Source organism: Campylobacter sp. BCW_4341 (assembly GCF_001764255.1).
GTDB classification, from domain to species: Bacteria; Campylobacterota; Campylobacteria; order Campylobacterales; family Campylobacteraceae; genus Campylobacter_D; species Campylobacter_D jejuni.
Genome location: NZ_MKAH01000030.1, coordinates 1 through 16241, shown reverse-complemented (window position 1 = coordinate 16241; position 16241 = coordinate 1). Strand labels below are relative to the sequence as shown.

General features: G+C 31.5%; 21 protein-coding genes. 19 read left to right on the top strand and 2 right to left on the bottom strand.

The annotated features are described in order from the left end of the window. The first annotated feature begins 1 nt into the window (after window position 1). The 13 genes from rplP to secY all read left to right on the top strand — a co-directional run bounded on the left by rplP (window position 2) and on the right by secY (window position 5702). Window positions 2-427, top strand: a complete 426-nt coding sequence (rplP, locus tag AJN70_RS04265) for a 50S ribosomal protein L16 (RefSeq protein ID WP_002779441.1) — start codon at window positions 2-4, stop codon at window positions 425-427. Continuing rightward, window positions 414-599 carry a 50S ribosomal protein L29 gene (gene rpmC, locus AJN70_RS04260; RefSeq protein WP_002851566.1) on the top strand — a complete coding sequence of 62 codons (186 nt, stop codon included), beginning with the start codon at window positions 414-416 and terminating at the stop codon, window positions 597-599. The genes rplP and rpmC overlap by 14 nt, the downstream gene beginning before the upstream one ends. A gap of 11 nt (window positions 600-610) precedes the next feature. Further along, complete coding sequence (gene rpsQ, locus AJN70_RS04255; RefSeq protein ID WP_002851549.1) at window positions 611-862, top strand: 30S ribosomal protein S17; 252 nt, start codon at window positions 611-613, stop codon at window positions 860-862. Next, window positions 862-1230 carry a 50S ribosomal protein L14 gene (gene rplN, locus AJN70_RS04250; RefSeq protein ID WP_002779438.1) on the top strand — a complete coding sequence of 123 codons (369 nt, stop codon included), beginning with the start codon at window positions 862-864 and terminating at the stop codon, window positions 1228-1230. Before rpsQ ends, rplN begins: the two co-directional genes overlap by 1 nt. Beyond that, on the top strand, window positions 1230-1463 hold the full coding sequence (gene rplX, locus AJN70_RS04245) for a 50S ribosomal protein L24 (RefSeq protein ID WP_002779437.1): 234 nt from the start codon (window positions 1230-1232) through the stop codon (window positions 1461-1463). Before rplN ends, rplX begins: the two co-directional genes overlap by 1 nt. Before the next feature lie 3 nt (window positions 1464-1466). Next, window positions 1467-2012, top strand: a complete 546-nt coding sequence (gene rplE / locus AJN70_RS04240; RefSeq protein ID WP_070284951.1) for a 50S ribosomal protein L5 — start codon at window positions 1467-1469, stop codon at window positions 2010-2012. A gap of 1 nt (window position 2013) precedes the next feature. Continuing rightward, window positions 2014-2199 carry a type Z 30S ribosomal protein S14 gene (locus tag AJN70_RS04235; RefSeq protein WP_002851478.1) on the top strand — a complete coding sequence of 62 codons (186 nt, stop codon included), beginning with the start codon at window positions 2014-2016 and terminating at the stop codon, window positions 2197-2199. A 9-nt stretch (window positions 2200-2208) separates the two neighbouring features. Continuing rightward, window positions 2209-2604 (top strand): 30S ribosomal protein S8, encoded by a 396-nt coding sequence (gene rpsH, locus AJN70_RS04230; RefSeq protein WP_002860830.1) that lies wholly within the window; start codon window positions 2209-2211, stop codon window positions 2602-2604. Between the two features lie 78 nt (window positions 2605-2682). Next, window positions 2683-3219: a 50S ribosomal protein L6 gene (gene rplF / locus AJN70_RS04225; protein ID WP_002851302.1), complete on the top strand. Its 537-nt coding sequence runs from the start codon at window positions 2683-2685 to the stop codon at window positions 3217-3219. 9 nt (window positions 3220-3228) lie between these two features. Beyond that, entirely contained in the window at window positions 3229-3585 is a 357-nt protein-coding gene (gene rplR, locus AJN70_RS04220; protein ID WP_002860829.1) for a 50S ribosomal protein L18, read from the top strand. Window positions 3586-3596: 11 nt separating this feature from the next. Next, complete coding sequence (gene rpsE / locus AJN70_RS04215) at window positions 3597-4040, top strand: 30S ribosomal protein S5 (protein ID WP_002779428.1); 444 nt, start codon at window positions 3597-3599, stop codon at window positions 4038-4040. Window positions 4041-4044: 4 nt separating this feature from the next. Beyond that, window positions 4045-4437: a 50S ribosomal protein L15 gene (gene rplO / locus AJN70_RS04210; protein WP_044778600.1), complete on the top strand. Its 393-nt coding sequence runs from the start codon at window positions 4045-4047 to the stop codon at window positions 4435-4437. Further along, window positions 4437-5702 carry a preprotein translocase subunit SecY gene (gene secY / locus AJN70_RS04205; RefSeq protein ID WP_002860827.1) on the top strand — a complete coding sequence of 422 codons (1266 nt, stop codon included), beginning with the start codon at window positions 4437-4439 and terminating at the stop codon, window positions 5700-5702. The genes rplO and secY overlap by 1 nt, the downstream gene beginning before the upstream one ends. Window positions 5703-5729: 27 nt before the next feature. On the opposite strand, the gene AJN70_RS04200 is transcribed toward secY, so the two are convergent. Next, the gene (locus AJN70_RS04200; protein ID WP_002892040.1) at window positions 5730-7001 is read right to left on the bottom strand and encodes an MFS transporter; all 1272 of its coding nucleotides are present in this window, start codon (window positions 6999-7001) and stop codon (window positions 5730-5732) included. A 174-nt stretch (window positions 7002-7175) separates the two neighbouring features. Here AJN70_RS04200 and topA point away from each other — a divergent pair, with 174 nt between their 5' ends. The 6 genes from topA to AJN70_RS04170 all read left to right on the top strand — a co-directional run bounded on the left by topA (window position 7176) and on the right by AJN70_RS04170 (window position 14307). Next, window positions 7176-9278 (top strand): type I DNA topoisomerase, encoded by a 2103-nt coding sequence (topA, locus tag AJN70_RS04195; protein ID WP_070209939.1) that lies wholly within the window; start codon window positions 7176-7178, stop codon window positions 9276-9278. A gap of 1 nt (window position 9279) precedes the next feature. Beyond that, a complete protein-coding gene (locus AJN70_RS04190) occupies window positions 9280-10116 on the top strand; it encodes a biotin synthase (RefSeq protein WP_002855968.1) in 837 nt (278 codons plus the stop codon). Next, complete coding sequence (locus AJN70_RS04185) at window positions 10097-11272, top strand: cation:proton antiporter (protein ID WP_070273944.1); 1176 nt, start codon at window positions 10097-10099, stop codon at window positions 11270-11272. The genes AJN70_RS04190 and AJN70_RS04185 overlap by 20 nt, the downstream gene beginning before the upstream one ends. A 114-nt stretch (window positions 11273-11386) precedes the next feature. Further along, complete coding sequence (locus AJN70_RS04180; protein WP_070240235.1) at window positions 11387-12655, top strand: citrate synthase; 1269 nt, start codon at window positions 11387-11389, stop codon at window positions 12653-12655. 80 nt (window positions 12656-12735) lie between these two features. Further along, entirely contained in the window at window positions 12736-13500 is a 765-nt protein-coding gene (locus tag AJN70_RS04175; RefSeq protein WP_070295522.1) for a 3'(2'),5'-bisphosphate nucleotidase CysQ, read from the top strand. A gap of 39 nt (window positions 13501-13539) precedes the next feature. Beyond that, on the top strand, window positions 13540-14307 hold the full coding sequence (locus AJN70_RS04170; RefSeq protein WP_083262317.1) for a hypothetical protein: 768 nt from the start codon (window positions 13540-13542) through the stop codon (window positions 14305-14307). 3 nt (window positions 14308-14310) lie between these two features. On the opposite strand, the gene AJN70_RS04165 is transcribed toward AJN70_RS04170, so the two are convergent. After that, window positions 14311-16065 (bottom strand): hypothetical protein, encoded by a 1755-nt coding sequence (locus AJN70_RS04165; protein WP_070295520.1) that lies wholly within the window; start codon window positions 16063-16065, stop codon window positions 14311-14313. Window positions 16066-16241: the final 176 nt, after the last annotated feature.

Here is a 16241-nt window from a genome sequence, read left to right as displayed (position 1 = left end):
CATGTTAATGCCAAAAAGAACTAAATATCGCAAAATGATGAAAGGGCGTAACAGAGGTTATGCTAATCGTGGAACAGAATTTACTTTTGGTGAATTTGCATTAAAAGCAACTGAAGCAGGACGCATTAACTCACGCCAAATCGAAGCAGCGCGTATTGCTTTAACTCGTTTCGTTAAAAGACAAGGAAAAACTTGGATTAGAGTTTTCCCAGATAAGCCTTTGACAAAAAAACCTTTAGAAACTCGTATGGGTAAAGGTAAAGGTGCTGTTGAGGAATGGGTAATGAATATCAAGCCAGGCCGTATCATTTATGAAATGGCAGGAGTAAGCGAAGAAATGGCAAGAGAAGCATTGACTTTAGCAATGCATAAACTTCCATTTAAAACTAAGTTTGTTACAAGAGAGAGCCAAAATGAAATATACTGAGATTAAAGATAAAACAGCAGCTGAGCTTGCAACAATGCTAAAAGAAAAAAAGGTGCTTTTATTCACTTTAAAACAAAAGCTAAAAACAATGCAACTTACTAATCCAAAAGAGATTAGCCAAGTAAAAAAAGACATTGCTAGAATAAATACAGCAATTAACGCTTTAAGATAAGGATAGAGAAAATGGCATTTAAAAGAGAAATTCAAGGCGTTGTTGTTAAAATCGCTGGTGAAAAAACCGCAAGTGTTTTGGTTGAAAGAAAAGTGGTTCATCCAAGATATAGAAAAATTGTTAAACGCTTTAAAAAATATCTAATTCATGATGAGAGAAATGAAGTTAAAGTGGGTGATACTGTTGTTGCAGTAGAATGCAGACCACTTTCAAAAAGAAAATCGTTTCGCTTAAAATCTGTATTAGCTACAGGAGTTGAGTAATGATTCAAAGTTTTACAAGACTTGCAGTTGCTGATAATAGCGGCGCAAAAGAATTAATGTGTATCAAGGTTTTAGGGGGTAGCAAAAGAAGATACGCTACCGTAGGTGATGTAATCGTTGCATCTGTTAAAAAAGCTTTACCAAATGGAAAAGTTAAAAAAGGTCAAGTGGTAAAAGCGGTTATCGTTAGAACTAAAAAAGAAATTCATAGAGATAATGGTTCTTTGATTCGTTTTGATGAAAATGCTGCGGTTATTCTTGACAACAAAAGAGAGCCTATCGGAACTCGTATCTTTGGGCCAGTGGGCAGAGAAGTTAGATATGGTGGCTTTATGAAAATCGTTTCACTAGCACCGGAGGTATTATAATGGCGGTTAAATTAAAAATCAAAAAAGGTGATAGCGTTAAGGTTATCACAGGCGATGATAAAGGTAAAACAGGTAAAGTTTTAGCGGTATATCCAAAAACACTTAAAGTGGTAGTTGAAGGATGTAAAATCGCTAAAAAAGCTATTAAGCCGAGTGAGAAAAACCCAAATGGTGGTTTTATCAATAAAGAAATGCCAATGGATATTTCCAATGTGGCAAAAGTTCAGGAGTAAGCGATGATGAGATTAAAAGAAAAATATAATCAAAGCATTAAACCTGCATTGGTTAAAGAATTTGATATTAAAAATCCTATGCTTATCCCTGTGATCGAAAAAGTAGTTATCAGCGTAGGTGCTGGTGAGTTGGCTAAAGATCAAAAAATATTGCAAAATGTTGCAGATACTATTTCTTTAATTGCAGGACAAAAGGCTGTAATTACTAAAGCTAAAAAATCAGTTGCAGGATTTAAAGTTCGCGAAGGTTTTCCTGTGGGTGTAATGGTAACTTTAAGAAAAGAAAATATGTATGCTTTTCTTGATAAATTAATTTCTATTGCTTTGCCAAGAGTGAAAGACTTTAGAGGTTTAAGTAGAGATGGTTTTGATGGACGCGGAAACTATAACTTCGGTCTTGATGAGCAGTTGATGTTCCCAGAAGTGGAGTATGATAAAATTTTAAGAACTCATGGTATGAATATTTCTATAGTTACAACAGCACAAAATGACAAACAGGCACAAAAGTTATTAGAACTTATCGGTGTGCCATTTACAAAAGGAAAGTAAGATGGCTAAAAAATCAATGATTGCAAAAGCGGCACGCAAGCCTAAATTTAAGGTTAGAGCTTATACGAGATGCCAAATTTGTGGGCGTCCGCATTCGGTTTATAGAGATTTTGGAATTTGCAGAGTTTGCTTAAGAAAAATGGGCAATGAAGGTTTGATTCCAGGTCTTAAGAAAGCAAGTTGGTAAGGATAAAATATGATAAATGATATTATTTCAGATTCACTCACTCGTATCAGAAATGCAGGAATGAGAAAGCTTGAAACAACCAAGCTTTTACATTCTAAAGTTGTAGAAGCTTTAGTTGGAATTTTTCAAGCTAAGGGCTATATTGAGAGTTTTAACGTTATTGAAGAAGATAAAAAGAAATTTATCAATGTAGTTTTAAAATACGATGAAAAAGGTAAGAGTGTTATCAATGAGCTTAAAAGAATTTCTAAGCCCGGTCGTCGTGTTTATAAAGGTAAAGATGAAATCAAGCGTTTTAAAAATGGTTATGGTACTATTGTAGTTAGCACAAGTCGTGGCGTTTTGGCTAATGATGAAGCTTATAAAGCAGGTGTTGGCGGCGAAATTTTATGTACTATTTGGTAAAAAATCTGCTTTTTATGGCATTGGGTATCCATTCTTTTAAAAAAGTAGAAATATCCTAGACAAATAAAAAGGAAAAATATGTCTCGTATAGGTAAACAACCGATTGCTATTCCAGCAGGAGTAGAAGTAAAATTAGAAGGAAATTTGCTTAAATTTAAAAAAGGAAATTTGGCAAAAGAACTTGATACTAAAGCAAATGTAAATGTTGAGATTAAAGATAATAATATTCTTTTTTCTCCAAAAGGTGAAGATAGACAAAGTAGAGCTTATTGGGGAACTTACAGAGCTTTAGCTTACAATATCGTTGTAGGTTTAACTCAAGGTTTTTCAAAAACTCTTGAAATCAATGGAGTTGGTTATAAAGCAGCTTTAAAAGGTAAAGTTTTAGAACTAAGCCTTGGTTTTTCTCATCCTATTAATTATGATATTCCAGAAGGAATTGAAATTGTAGTGGATAAAAATACTATTGCAGTTAAAGGAAGTGATAAACAAGTTGTAGGTCAAGTTGCTGCTCAAATTCGTGAATTTAGACCACCAGAGCCATATAAAGGAAAAGGCGTTAAGTATTCTGATGAACGCATTATCCGCAAAGCTGGTAAGACATCTAAGAAGTAAGGGTAGAATATGAGAGCAAATGTATTAAAAAGAAAACTAACTTTAAGAATCAAAAGAAAAAAAAGAATTAGAGCGAAAATTTCAGGTTGTGAAAATTTTCCAAGAATTTCTGTATTTAAATCGAACAGAACTCTATATATCCAAGCGATTGATGATGCAAAAGCTGTAACTTTAGCAGCAGTTGATGGACGCAAACTTGGCGTTAAAGCAAATAAAGAAGGCGCTAAAAAAATCGCTGCTGAATTTGCTAAAACTTTAAAAGCTAAAAAGATAGAACAAGCTGTTTTTGATAGAAATGGTTATGTATATCATGGTGTTATTGCAGTTTTGGCTGAATCTTTAAGAGAAAATGGCATTAGGCTATAAGGGGTAAATCGATGGAAAAATATAATAGAGAAGAATTTGAAGAAGTAATCGTCGATATCGGCAGAGTTACTAAGGTTGTTAAAGGTGGTAGAAGATTTAGATTTACTGCTTTAGTTATCGTTGGAAACCGCAAAGGTTTAGTAGGTGTTGGTTATGGTAAGGCTAAGGAAGTTCCAGATGCTATCCGTAAAGCTGTTGACGATGCGTTTAAAAATATCGTTGAAGTTAAAACTAAAGGCTCAACTATCGCTCACGATGTAGAGGTAAAATATAATGCAAGTAGAATTTTACTTAAACCAGCTAGTGAAGGTACAGGAGTTATCGCAGGTGGTTCTACACGCCCTATCGTGGAACTTGCAGGTATTAAAGACATCTTAACCAAGTCTTTGGGTTCAAATAATTCAGCTAATGTGGTTCGTGCTACAATCAAAGCTTTAACAATGTTAAAAGGATAAGAAGATGAATTTAACAAAAGCAGCGGGTTCAACGCATAAAACTAAAAGAATTGGTCGTGGTCAAGGTTCTGGCATGGGTAAGACTGCTACTAAAGGGGGTAAAGGTCAAACTGCTAGAAAAGGCTATAATGAAAAAAGAGGTTTTGAAGGGGGTCAACAACCACTTCAAAGAAGACTACCAAAAGTAGGTTTTACTTCTAAAATTCAAAAACCTTATGTAATCAATGTTGAAAAAATCACAGCTGTAAAAGAGCTTAATGAAATTACATTTGAGAGCATTAAAAGTGTTCACAAAATTTCAAAATCTGTGAATAAAATCAAATTAATTGGTGCAAGTGCAAAAGACTTAGTATCAAAAATCAAAGACGAGAATATTAGCGTCACCGGATCAAAATAATGAATAGAGCATTGACGAATAAGATTTTAATCACCTTAGCATTTTTGTTTGCTTATAGGGTTCTGGCTTATGTGCCAGTTCCTGGCGTCAATGCTGATGTGATTGCGGAATTTTTTAATAACAATCAAAACAATGCTTTGGGTTTATTTAATGTTTTTAGTGGTGGAGCGGCTGAACGCTTTTCTATCATTTCTTTAGGTATTATGCCTTATATTACTGCTTCTATTATTATGGAGCTTCTTGCAGCAACTTTTCCAAATATTGGTAAGATGAAAAAAGAGCGTGATAGTATGCAAAAATATATGCAAATTATCCGTTATGCGACTATTGTGATTACTTTGGTTCAAAGTATAGGCGTTGCTATAGGTTTGCAAAGCTTACATGGTCGTGGTGGCGCAGGGGCTATAATGGTGGAAGATTTAAATATGTTTATCGCACTTTGTGCTATTTCTATGCTTGCAGGAACTATGCTTTTAATGTGGCTTGGCGAACAAATTACACAAAGAGGTATAGGAAATGGTATTTCTTTAATCATTTTTGCAGGTATTGTTTCAGGTATTCCAAGAGCGATTTCAGGAACTGTAGGACAAATTAATTCAGGTGAGATGAATTTCTTAACCGCTTTTGCAATTTTTGCTTTGATTTTAATCACTATAGGCGTGATTATTTATGTAGAACTTGGAGAAAGAAGAATTCCTATTTCTTATTCTCGTAAAGTTGTAATGCAAAATCAAAACAAACGCATTATGAATTATATTCCTATTAAACTCAATCTTAGTGGAGTTATTCCACCGATTTTTGCTAGTGCGATTTTGATGTTTCCAACAACGATTTTACAAACTAGTACAAATCCTTATCTACAAGCCATTAATGACTTTTTAAATCCAAATGGTTATTTGTTTCATGTTTTAACTTTCTTGTTTGTAATTTTCTTTGCTTATTTTTATGCTTCTATTGTATTTAACGCTAAAGACATAGCAGAAAATTTGAAAAAGCAAGGCGGTTTTATCCCTGGAATTCGTCCAGGTGAAGGAACTTCAAATTATCTTAATGAAGTGGCTTCTCGTTTAACTTTATCAGGTTCTATTTATTTAGGGCTTGTTGCAACCTTGCCTTGGGTTTTGGTGAAATTTATGGGTGTGCCTTTTCATTTTGGCGGTACTTCTGTACTTATTGTAGTTCAAGTAGCGCTTGATACAATGAGAAAAATTGAAGCTCAAATTTATATGAGTAAATACCAAACTTTAAGTGCAGTAGGTTTGTAATAAATAAAATTAGCAAGATTTTTCTTGCTAATTTATCCTAGGTTTTTGCTTTAAAAATAAAAACACAATGCACACTATAAAAATTACTATTGACCATATTAAAAAAGCATCTACAAGACCCATTTGCCTAACGATAGGTTGAGAGATAATAGGACTTAAAAATTGTCCTAAAAATATACAACTTGCTAAAATTCCATAAGCCCTAGCGCGAGCATTTTCAGGACAGATTGAAAAAAGATAAGCCGTATTATTTACAAGCATAATACCTCCGCCCATTCCAAGCAAAGCTAAGGCGATTAAAACTGTGAAAAAGCTATCTACTAAAAAAAGCAGCAAAAAAGAACAAGATACGATAAAAAGAGTTAAAACATAGATAGTTTTAATACTTAAGAATTTTATAATATATCTATAGCTTAGAGAGAAAAAACCATAACATAGTGCAGACACAGACATCGAAATACCTATATATTTGGGATCCAATCCTAAATGTTCTTCTATATAGTAAGGAAGTTGAGTTGGCGAAATATAATAAACTACCATGATAAAAAAACCTATAAAATAGATAGGAAAAAATTGCCAATAATTTGTTTTTGCTTCTATTTTTGTATGATTATAGAATTTAAATTTTCTAGGTTCAAAAAGATAAATGATAGCCATTAAGGTAATTAAAATTCCAAGTCCATATACCAAAAAAGGATAACGCCAAGAATAACTTGAAACAAATCCCGCAATAGAAATAAAAACAGCACCCCCTACCGCACAAAAAAATCCTTGAAGACTTAAAGCATTTTCTCTGCGATTAAAGCCACCGCGACTATAATAATCTCCAAGTAAAGCCGAAGCGCCTGTCATTATAAAAGCAGTTGCCATACCAAAAATAGCTCTTGAAGTCAGTATAGCATAAATATCATTTAAGAAAAAGCCACTTACTCCAGAAATAGTCCAAACCACCATAGCTGGAAGAATGAATTTTAATTTGCCAAATTTATCCATTAAAATACCAGCGAATGGAGATAAAATGACAACAAAAATAGCAGGAATGGTTAAAACTAAGCGAACAAGTATATCAAGATGAGCTAATGTGAAACTTGAAGCAAGAGTAGCACCACTTTGGGTTAAAAGTTCTTCAAAATGTCTGTTGATAGCAGGTAGAGCAGATGAAATGACTACACTTCCTAGCATAGTCATAGCGGCCATAGAAAACACAGCTGCTTTAAATCCGGATTTTTCGGTAATTTGAATTATTTTTTTATCCATTTTTGTATCATTTGGATGAAATTTATAAGTTTTGCCATTCATAATTTTGCCTTTTTTATTTTATTATACTCCAAAAATTATGATTTGTATTTAAAATTACTTAAAATTATATTTTATTTATTTTGTTATGATAGTTTTGTTTTTAAAATATATTTTATAAGTAGAATTTTAAATAATTTTAGCTAAATTCAGCTTTTTATTTAACAAGGGTGTAAAATGAAGAAAAATTTAATCATAGTAGAATCTCCTGCAAAAGCTAAAACCATAGGAAATTTTTTGGGAAAAGATTATGAAGTGATTGCTTCTAAAGGACATATTAGAGATTTACCTAAATCAAGCTTTGGGATTAAAATAGAAGATGATGAATTTATCCCTGAGTATAGAATCACAAGCGATCATAGCGCCTTAGTTAAAGAACTTAAAAGCAAAGCCAAAGATGCCAAAGAAGTCTATCTTGCAACGGATGAGGATAGAGAAGGAGAAGCCATAGCTTATCATATTGCAAAAGCTATAGGAAAAGATGAAAACACCTTGCCACGCATCGTTTTCCATGAAATTACTAAAAGTGCTATAGAAAATGCTTTAAAAAATCCAAGAAAATTAGATATGCACTCTGTAAATGCCCAACAAACTAGACGCCTTTTAGATCGCATTGTAGGATATAAACTCAGCCCCTTATTGGGGCAAAAAATTCAAAGAGGACTTAGCGCAGGGCGTGTTCAAAGTGCGGCTTTAAAGATCATAGTCGATCGTGAAAAAGAAATTCGTGCCTTTGTACCACTGGAATATTTTAGCATAGATATGATTTTTCAAAAAGATTTGGATGCAGAACTAGTTGAGTTTGACAAAGCTAAGATAGAAAAACTTACCATTATCAACAAAGATCGTGCCAAACTTGTACTGGAAGCTTGCAAAAATGAAGCTTATACTATAAGTGACATTGAAAGCAAAGAAAGAAAAATCGCTCCACCACCTCCTTTTATGACTTCAACTTTACAGCAAAGTGCTAGCAATCGCCTTGGTTTTAACCCTAAAAAAACCATGATGATAGCTCAAAAACTCTATGAAGGAGTAAATACTCACGAGGGCGTGATGGGGGTTATTACCTACATGAGAACTGATAGTTTAAATTTGGCCAAAGAAGCTATAGAAAATGCAAGAAAATTCATACAAGCAAATTTTGGCCAAGATTATCTTCCAAGCCAAGCAAATGTATATACTACAAAGGCTAAAGGTGCTCAAGAAGCTCATGAAGCTATACGCCCTACAAATTTAAGTTTTACTCCAGAAATTGCGGCCAAATTTTTAGACAAAGATGAGTTAAAACTTTACACACTTATTTACAATCGCTTTTTAGCCTGTCAGATGAATCCTGCTATCTCTCAAACTCAAAATGTATTTGTAAAAAATGATAGAGCAGTTTTTAAAATAAGCGGTAGAAAAATCCTTTTCGATGGATATTATAAAGTTTATGGTGATATGGATAAGGATAAAATTTTACCAAATTTTAAAATAGGTGAAAATTTAAAAATACAAAATTTAGAAATGAACTCACATTTTACCGAACCACCTTCAAGGTATTCAGAAGCAGGACTTGTAAAAAAACTTGAAAGTTTAGGCATAGGTCGCCCTTCTACTTATGCACCAACCATTTCTATACTTACAAGCCGTGATTATGTAAAAATAGACAAAAAACAACTTATTCCTAGTGAGGTTGCTTTTAATGTAACCGAAGTGCTTGAAAAAAATTTTAGCGATATAGTGGATAGTAAATTTACTTCAAATCTTGAAAACACTTTAGATGAAATCGCAGAAGATAAGGCAGATTGGCAAGAAACTTTAAAAGAATTTTACTATCCTTTTATGAGAAAAATCGAAGAAGGAAAAACAAAAATCGCCAGTCAAAAAACTGTTACAAAATTAGGTGAAAGTTGTCCTGATTGTGGTGGGGAACTTGCTATTAGAAAAGGGCGTTTTGGAGAATTTGTAGCGTGTTTAAATTTCCCAAAATGTAAGTATTCAAGAAATTTAAAAAGTGAAAGTAAAAATGAAAGCGAAAATACTGCCGCAAAAGCTAAAGCTAATGGTACAGGTATTACTTGTCCAAGTTGTCAAAAAGGTGAAATCGTAGAACGCTTTTCAAAACGCGGTAAATTTTATGGCTGTAGCGCTTATCCAAAATGCAATTTTATAAGTAAATACAAACCAAGCGAAGAAAAATGCGAAGAGTGTGGCGAAACTTTAGTGATAAAAGAGCTTAAAAAAGGTACATTCTTAGAATGTTTAAAGTGTAAAATTAAAAAAGAAATGAAGGATTAAAATGCAAATCATGCTTTGTGCTATTTCAAATATAGCGAGTGGAAATTGTTCAGAAGACTGTAAATACTGTACCCAAAGTGCCCATGTAAAAACAGATATTCAAAAATATCGTCGTAAAGAACTTTCACAAATCGTTTTAGAAGCAAAAATGGCAAAGAAAAATGAAGCCTTGGGTTTTTGTTTGGTTACAGCAGGACTTGGGCTTGATGATGAAAAGCTTGAGTATGTTTGCGAAGCTGCTAAGGCCGTGCAAAAAGAAGTGCCTAACTTGCTTTTAATTGCCTGTAATGGCATGGCAAGCGTGGAACAACTCAAAGAACTTAAAAAAGCAGGAATTTTTTCTTATAATCACAATCTTGAAACTTCTAAGGAATTTTTTCCACAAATTTGCACCACGCATACTTGGGAAAGTAGATTTCAAACCAATTTAAACGCTAAAGAAGCAGGGCTTATGCTTTGTTGTGGTGGAATCTATGGTATGGGTGAGAGTGAAGAAGATAGGCTAAGTTTTAGAAAATCTTTGCAAGAATTACAGCCTTTTTCAACGCCTATTAATTTTTTTATAGCAAATGAAAATTTAAAACTACAAGTTCCAAGACTGAGTGCCGATGAAGCCTTAAAAATTGTTCGTGATACCAAAGAGGCTTTACCGCAAAGCGTGGTAATGGTAGCAGGTGGGCGTGAAGTGGTATTACGAGAAAGACAATATGAAATTTTTCAAGCAGGTGCTGGGGCTATTGTTATAGGGGATTATTTAACCACTAAAGGTGAAGAACCAAGTCAAGATATAATAAAATTAAAAGAAATGGGATTTACTTTTGCATCAGAGTGTCATTGATCTGCAAGGTTTAATTGATTTAAAAATTCTTATTGTTATAGCTTTATGCTTACTTTTTTCTCCGCATATTGCAAAAATTTTACGCTTGCCTCTTTCAGCTACTGAAATTATTTTAGGGGCGATAATAGCGTATTTTGGCTTCATAGGAAAAAGTGAAAATTTTGCACTTTTGGCAAATGTAGGTTTTTATTATCTAATGTTTATAGCAGGCATGGAGGTAAATTTAAGAGCCTTCTTTAATATGGATAAAGAAGTTGTCAAAAAAAGTTTTTTTTATATTTTTTTACTTTATGCTTTATCTTCTTTTATAGTATGGATTTTTGGACTTTCTTTAGTATTTGTTATCATTATACCTGTGATGAGTGTAGGGCTTTTATCTTTACTTTTTAAGGATTTTGGAAAAGAGTGTTACTGGTTAAATATTGCTATGATAGTAGCTACTTTAGCTGAGGTGATTTCTATTGTGCTTTTGACTATAGCGGGAGCTTTTTTACGAGAAGGAACAGGTATTATTGATGTAGCACAAAGTATTTTATATCTTAATATCTTTTTGGGACTTTGTTTGCTTGGGTTTAAAATGCTTGGTGTGCTTTTTTGGTGGTATCCTCAGCTTAAAGTTGTGCTTATGCCATGGGAAGATAAAAATGAAAAAGATGTAAGATTTTGTATGGCGATTTTTATACTGATCATTGTTGCTATGGTTATTACAAAACTTGAAATCGTTCTTGGTTCTTTTATAGCAGGTTCATTTATAGCTACTTTTTTTGATCATAAAAAAGATCTTGAGCACAAGCTTTCTACTTTTGGACACGGGTTTTTGATCCCTATTTTTTTTATCCATATAGGTTCAACCTTTGATCTTAAAATGATTTTAGATTATAAAATCGTTTTACAAGCATTTTTGCTTATGTTTGTTATGGTGGGTTTAAGAATTTTATGTGCAAGTGTTTTTTTAAAAAGAATTGGTTTTAAAAATATGATTTTATTTGGTCTTAGTCATTCTATGCCTTTAACCTTGCTTATAGCAACAGCTACTTTGGGTTATTCGGGCAAGGTTATTGATGAGAAGCTTTATTCAGCGCTTATTTTAACAGCGTTATTTGAGGCTATTATTGTTATGAGTATGATTAAATTTCTTTCTAATTCTAAAAAATGAAAGTTACTTTTTTACTCAAAAAAACAAACAAAATCTTAAAAATTTAATAATAAAAAAACTCATAATCGTCCTTTTTTGTTAGAATTAATAAAAGTAACAATAAAAGGAGCGAAAATGTCAAATTCCGTTACTATAACTGATAATAGAAATGGAAAAAGCTATGAATTTCCTATATATGATGGTACAACTGGACCAAGCGTTGTAGATATGTCAAGTTTTTATAAACAAACAGGAATGTTTTCTTATGATGAGGGCTTGACTTCTACGGCTACTTGTAAATCAAAAATCACTTATATTGATGGAGAAAACGGAATTTTAATGCACCGTGGCTATCCTATAGAGTGGCTTGCTGAAAACAAACTTTATTTAGATGTGGTTCATCTTTTACTTTATAAAGAATTACCTGATGCTACGCGTCTTGAAGCGTTTCGTTATGAAATGAAAAAGCGTTCTTTTATCCATGAAGGTATGCATCGTCTTTTTGATTCTTTCCCTGATAATGCTCATCCTATGGCAGTTTTACAAGGTGCTGTTTCATCGCTTAGTGCTTTTTATCCTGATCATTTAAACATGAACGTAAAAGAAGAATATATGGAAATGGCAGCTAGAATAGTGGCTAAAATCCCTACTATAGTCGCCACCGCTTATAGATATAAACATGGCTTTCCTATGGCTTATCCAAATTTAGATCGTGGTTTTACAGAAAATTTCTTATATATGTTAAGAACTTATCCTTACGATCATGTAGAGCTTAAACCTATAGAAGTAAAAGCACTTGATACAGTTTTTATGCTTCATGCAGATCATGAGCAAAATGCTTCAACTTCAACGGTTCGTGCTGTGGGTTCAACTCATGCTCATCCTTATGCCTGTATAGCAGCAGGTATTGGTGCACTTTGGGGTCATGCACATGGTGGAGCTAATGAAGGTGTTATTAGAATGCTTGAGCAAATAGGTAGTGTTGATAGGGTAGATGAATTCATCAAAAGGGCTAAGGATAAAAACGATCCTTTCCGTTTGATGGGCTTTGGGCATAGGGTTTATAAAAATTTTGATCCTAGAGCAAAAGTACTTAAAAAACTTCGTGATCAACTTATTGATGAATTGGGTATTGATACCAATCTTATTAAAGTAGCAACGCGTATAGAAGAGATTGCTTTAAATGATGATTATTTTGTTCAAAGAGGGCTATATCCGAATGTTGATTTTCATAGTGGACTTATTTTAAAAGCCTTAGGTATTCCAAATGAAATGTTTGCTACTTTATTTGTTATAGGACGCACCCCAGGATGGATAGCTCAGTGGATAGAACAAAAAGAGCAAGAAAGTCTTAAAATAGTCCGTCCAAGACAACTTTATTTGGGTGAAACTAGTAAAATTTAATTAAAATTTTTGTGGAAATTAAAAATTCCACAAAATCTTCTTGTATAATTTTAAAAAATCTTATAGAAAGTCTTATAATCATGCTTAATCTTGATAAATTTTTAGAAATTGCTATAAATGCTAGCAATCAAGCTTCTAAAGCTATTTTAGAAGAGAGAAAAAATTTTAAAACTTGGGAAAAAGAAGATAAAAGCCCGCTTACATCAGCAGATCTTGCTTCTAATAAAATTTTAAATGATATTTTAGGTTCTACGGATATTAAAATTTTATCAGAAGAAAAATTACTCAGCAAAGAAGAATGTGAAGAATTAAAAACTTTTTGGCTTATTGATCCTCTTGATGGAACAAGTGGTTTTTTAAAAGGCAGTGATGAATTTTGCGTTATGGTAAGTTTGGTTCATGATAATCGCCCTGTTTTATCGCTTATACAAAATCCATCAAAAGGTGATATATTCTATGCTCATGCAAAAACTAAGGTTTATAAAAACGATAAACCTTTGCAAATTGACCAGCAAGAATACGAGAAAAATAAATATAAAGCCTTATTGAGTGTTAATCATCTTAGCAAAGAAGATGAAGACTTTGCAAAAGAGCATCAATTAGAAGCTATTAATATAGGCTCTGGATTAAAATTTTGTGCTATTTTAGAGGCTAAGGCAGGAGTTTATAAAAGATTTGAAAAGCTTAATATTTGGGATATTGTAGCAGGAGATTTTTTGATTAATCAAAATGGAGGATTTATGGGAGATTTTTCTAAAAAATACATTTTATATAACCCTTTAAATTATAAATCCAGTCCTTTTATTTGTGTTTCATCTATGAATTTTTTACAAGATTTTTTATAAAATAAAGAGTATAATTTTATATTTAAATAATTTACAAGGATGAAAATGAGGTATTGTTTCATTTTGTTTTTAAGTTTAGTTTTAAGTTCTAATCTTTTGGCAAATAATTTTTCTCAGAAAAAAGTTATTAAAATTGAAAAAAGCACAGATAGTTTTGAGCTAATAGATCTAAATCAAAATGTTGCAAATCCAAATCTAAATCAACAAAAAGCATTGTTTGATAGTTCTACTTTGATTGAAAAAAAATCACAAATCACCAAAGATAAAGATATTGATTTTGCTATTGTATTAACTTTTAGGAAAAATTTTGGTTATTTTTTAGATGGTTTTAGAGTGAGTGATAAGGAGTTTTCTACATTATTTGCTAAAAATTTGATTCAAAGTTTAAAACTTAATTGGGTTAATTCTGCTGCAAATGGTATTTATCAAAGTTCTAAAACTTTGTCACATTTTAGTCCTAAAGATGCAAAACTTATAAATGTAAGTCCTTTTTTAACACAAGAAAAAGACAAGGCTAAAATGTATGCTAAATTTACAGATTATGTTGTGGTGGTAAATTTGCAAGATTTTTATGTAAATATTACAAATTATTTTATCACAACGAGTAAGGAAGGTGTGGCTAGTATTAATTTTAAAATCATTTCTACAAGTAATGGAAAAATTCTTGCAGCAAAAAATGCAAAATTAAATTTGACATTAAAAGGTCAAGATGCAAAGCAAAATTATCAAGATATTATAAACCAAATGCCAAAAATGCTAGCTGATGTTATCAAAAACCAAATTTTCCACCTAAAGCTCTTAAACTAAGCTTTAGTTTAAAATATTTTTAATCAGTTTTTGCAAATTCCTTTTTGTTTCTTCTTGTTCTTTTATGATAAAACATTTTGCTTTTGGCCAAAAATAACTTTTAGGATTTTCAAATTTTCCCCAACGCCAATCAAATCTAGGATGTAAAAGAACTATAGTAGGAATATCCATAGCTAAGCTTAAATGCGCTATAGCACTATCAATACTAAGCATACAGTCAATATCATATAAATAATTTAGAGTATCATTCCAATTTTTTATAAGCTTACTTCTATCTTCTATTGCCTTAGGTAATTCTTCTTTTAATTGCATTTGAAAAGAAATGATTTCATAATCTAAGTCTTTTAATATATCAAATAAAAATTCAAATTTTACATTTCTTAATAAATCAGAATTTTCAGCATTAGGAGTAGCATAAAAAATACCAAGTTTTTTTCTTTTATTATGCGGTTTTTTCTGTGGCAATATAGGTGTTTTTAATCGTGAAATCTCGTCAAGCTTAATATCAATAAAAAAAGGCAAAGAACAAATAGGAATAGCATAATCAAAATTTGTAGGTAGATTTTTTAAAACCTTTACATTTTTAAAAATATCATCATTTTGATTTAAAAATTTGATTTGATTTTTAAACATTTCATACATGGCACTTTGAGGAGCAAATAAAACCTTTGAAGCGATTTTGCAAAGTTTTTCTAAGCATCTTGCATACATTATAGTATCGCCAAAGCCTTGCTCGCAAAATACTAAAACTTCTTTATTTTTAAAAGCATCAACGCCAAATTTATTAAAAGCTTTTAGGCTTTCATTATAATGATAAGTAGAAAAAGTTTCATTATGAGCATAAAATAATCTGCTTTCATAATATTTCTTGCCCTCTTCAAAATTATCATCCACTCCCATACGCATCAAAAGATAAGCCAAATCAAATTGATAGGTTGCATGAGAATCCAAGCTAAGACATTTTTTATAAGCATAATAAGCTTCTTGATAGTTTGAATTAAATTCTAAGACCTTAGCATAGTTTTGCCAAAACTGTGCATGGTGTTGATTGGCTTCTTGTAGCGATTGAAAAAGTTCTAAAGAATCAGATATTCTAAAAAGCTTAAAAAGCAAGTATGCTTTTTGGGGTAAAATTTGATGAGTTAAAAAATCTTCTATTTTAGAAATAGTAAGATTTTCTTTGGTTTTACTGTGAAGCCTATCTTCGAGTTTAATTAAATTAAGATTGGTTTGTTCAGCAATGATTCCTTTTTGTAGTTTATCAATCAAATCTTGCATAAAATGACACAAGTGTTCATGTGCATTTAATGCCTTGGTAAAATCATGTTTAAAATAAATTTCTGCATAATTTTTCCATAGATTAAGATTATACATATCTTTAGAAAGCAATTCTTTGAAAATTTGTTCAGATTCTTCTAATTTATTACTCAGCTTATAAATAAAAGCCAATTCTAACTTAAGTTCATCTTCTAAATCATCTTTGCGAGTTAAAAGTGTTTGTAATAAATTCAAGGCTTCATCAAGTCTTAAATTTTCAATATAGCTTTTAGCAAGCATAAGACCATTAAAACTTGTAGGATTTAAAGAAAAAAGCTCTTGAGCATAATATAAAGCTTTTTGAAAAAGAGAAAGTTTATAAGAAGAAAGCGTAGCAAATTCTAAAGCAAATTTTGGACTTTCTTTTAAAAATTGCTCACTCAAGTTTAAACATTTTTCATAATTAGCATTAAAATAATAATAATGAATTTTATCAAACATATTTTTCCTTGATAGTTACATTAAAATCTAATATTATCTTATAAGTTGCATAAAAAGATAATTATATTTTTATAAAATTAAATAATAAAACAAAAATAAAAAAATAAATACAATAAAAACATCCATCCCAATAATTTTAAAATTATCAGGATGAAATTTTAACAAGTAGGAGAGTA

Excerpts from the sequence above, each read along its gene's own strand:
- rpsQ (WP_002851549.1), top strand. The coding sequence starts at position 611 with ATGGCATTTAAAAGAGAAATTCAAGGCGTTGTTGTTAAAATCGCTGGT.
- rpmC (WP_002851566.1), top strand. The coding sequence starts at position 414 with ATGAAATATACTGAGATTAAAGATAAAACAGCAGCTGAGCTTGCAACA.
- rplP (WP_002779441.1), top strand. The coding sequence starts at position 2 with ATGTTAATGCCAAAAAGAACTAAATATCGCAAAATGATGAAAGGGCGT.
- AJN70_RS04165 (WP_070295520.1), bottom strand. The coding sequence starts at position 16,065 with ATGTTTGATAAAATTCATTATTATTATTTTAATGCTAATTATGAAAAA.
- topA (WP_070209939.1), top strand. The coding sequence starts at position 7,176 with ATGAAGAAAAATTTAATCATAGTAGAATCTCCTGCAAAAGCTAAAACC.
- AJN70_RS04190 (WP_002855968.1), top strand. The coding sequence starts at position 9,280 with ATGCAAATCATGCTTTGTGCTATTTCAAATATAGCGAGTGGAAATTGT.
- rpsE (WP_002779428.1), top strand. The coding sequence starts at position 3,597 with ATGGAAAAATATAATAGAGAAGAATTTGAAGAAGTAATCGTCGATATC.
- AJN70_RS04235 (WP_002851478.1), top strand. The coding sequence starts at position 2,014 with ATGGCTAAAAAATCAATGATTGCAAAAGCGGCACGCAAGCCTAAATTT.
- AJN70_RS04180 (WP_070240235.1), top strand. The coding sequence starts at position 11,387 with ATGTCAAATTCCGTTACTATAACTGATAATAGAAATGGAAAAAGCTAT.
- AJN70_RS04170 (WP_083262317.1), top strand. The coding sequence starts at position 13,540 with ATGAAAATGAGGTATTGTTTCATTTTGTTTTTAAGTTTAGTTTTAAGT.
- AJN70_RS04175 (WP_070295522.1), top strand. The coding sequence starts at position 12,736 with ATGCTTAATCTTGATAAATTTTTAGAAATTGCTATAAATGCTAGCAAT.
- rplX (WP_002779437.1), top strand. The coding sequence starts at position 1,230 with ATGGCGGTTAAATTAAAAATCAAAAAAGGTGATAGCGTTAAGGTTATC.
- rpsH (WP_002860830.1), top strand. The coding sequence starts at position 2,209 with ATGATAAATGATATTATTTCAGATTCACTCACTCGTATCAGAAATGCA.
- rplN (WP_002779438.1), top strand. The coding sequence starts at position 862 with ATGATTCAAAGTTTTACAAGACTTGCAGTTGCTGATAATAGCGGCGCA.
- AJN70_RS04200 (WP_002892040.1), bottom strand. The coding sequence starts at position 7,001 with ATGAATGGCAAAACTTATAAATTTCATCCAAATGATACAAAAATGGAT.
- rplE (WP_070284951.1), top strand. The coding sequence starts at position 1,467 with ATGATGAGATTAAAAGAAAAATATAATCAAAGCATTAAACCTGCATTG.
- rplF (WP_002851302.1), top strand. The coding sequence starts at position 2,683 with ATGTCTCGTATAGGTAAACAACCGATTGCTATTCCAGCAGGAGTAGAA.
- rplO (WP_044778600.1), top strand. The coding sequence starts at position 4,045 with ATGAATTTAACAAAAGCAGCGGGTTCAACGCATAAAACTAAAAGAATT.
- secY (WP_002860827.1), top strand. The coding sequence starts at position 4,437 with ATGAATAGAGCATTGACGAATAAGATTTTAATCACCTTAGCATTTTTG.
- rplR (WP_002860829.1), top strand. The coding sequence starts at position 3,229 with ATGAGAGCAAATGTATTAAAAAGAAAACTAACTTTAAGAATCAAAAGA.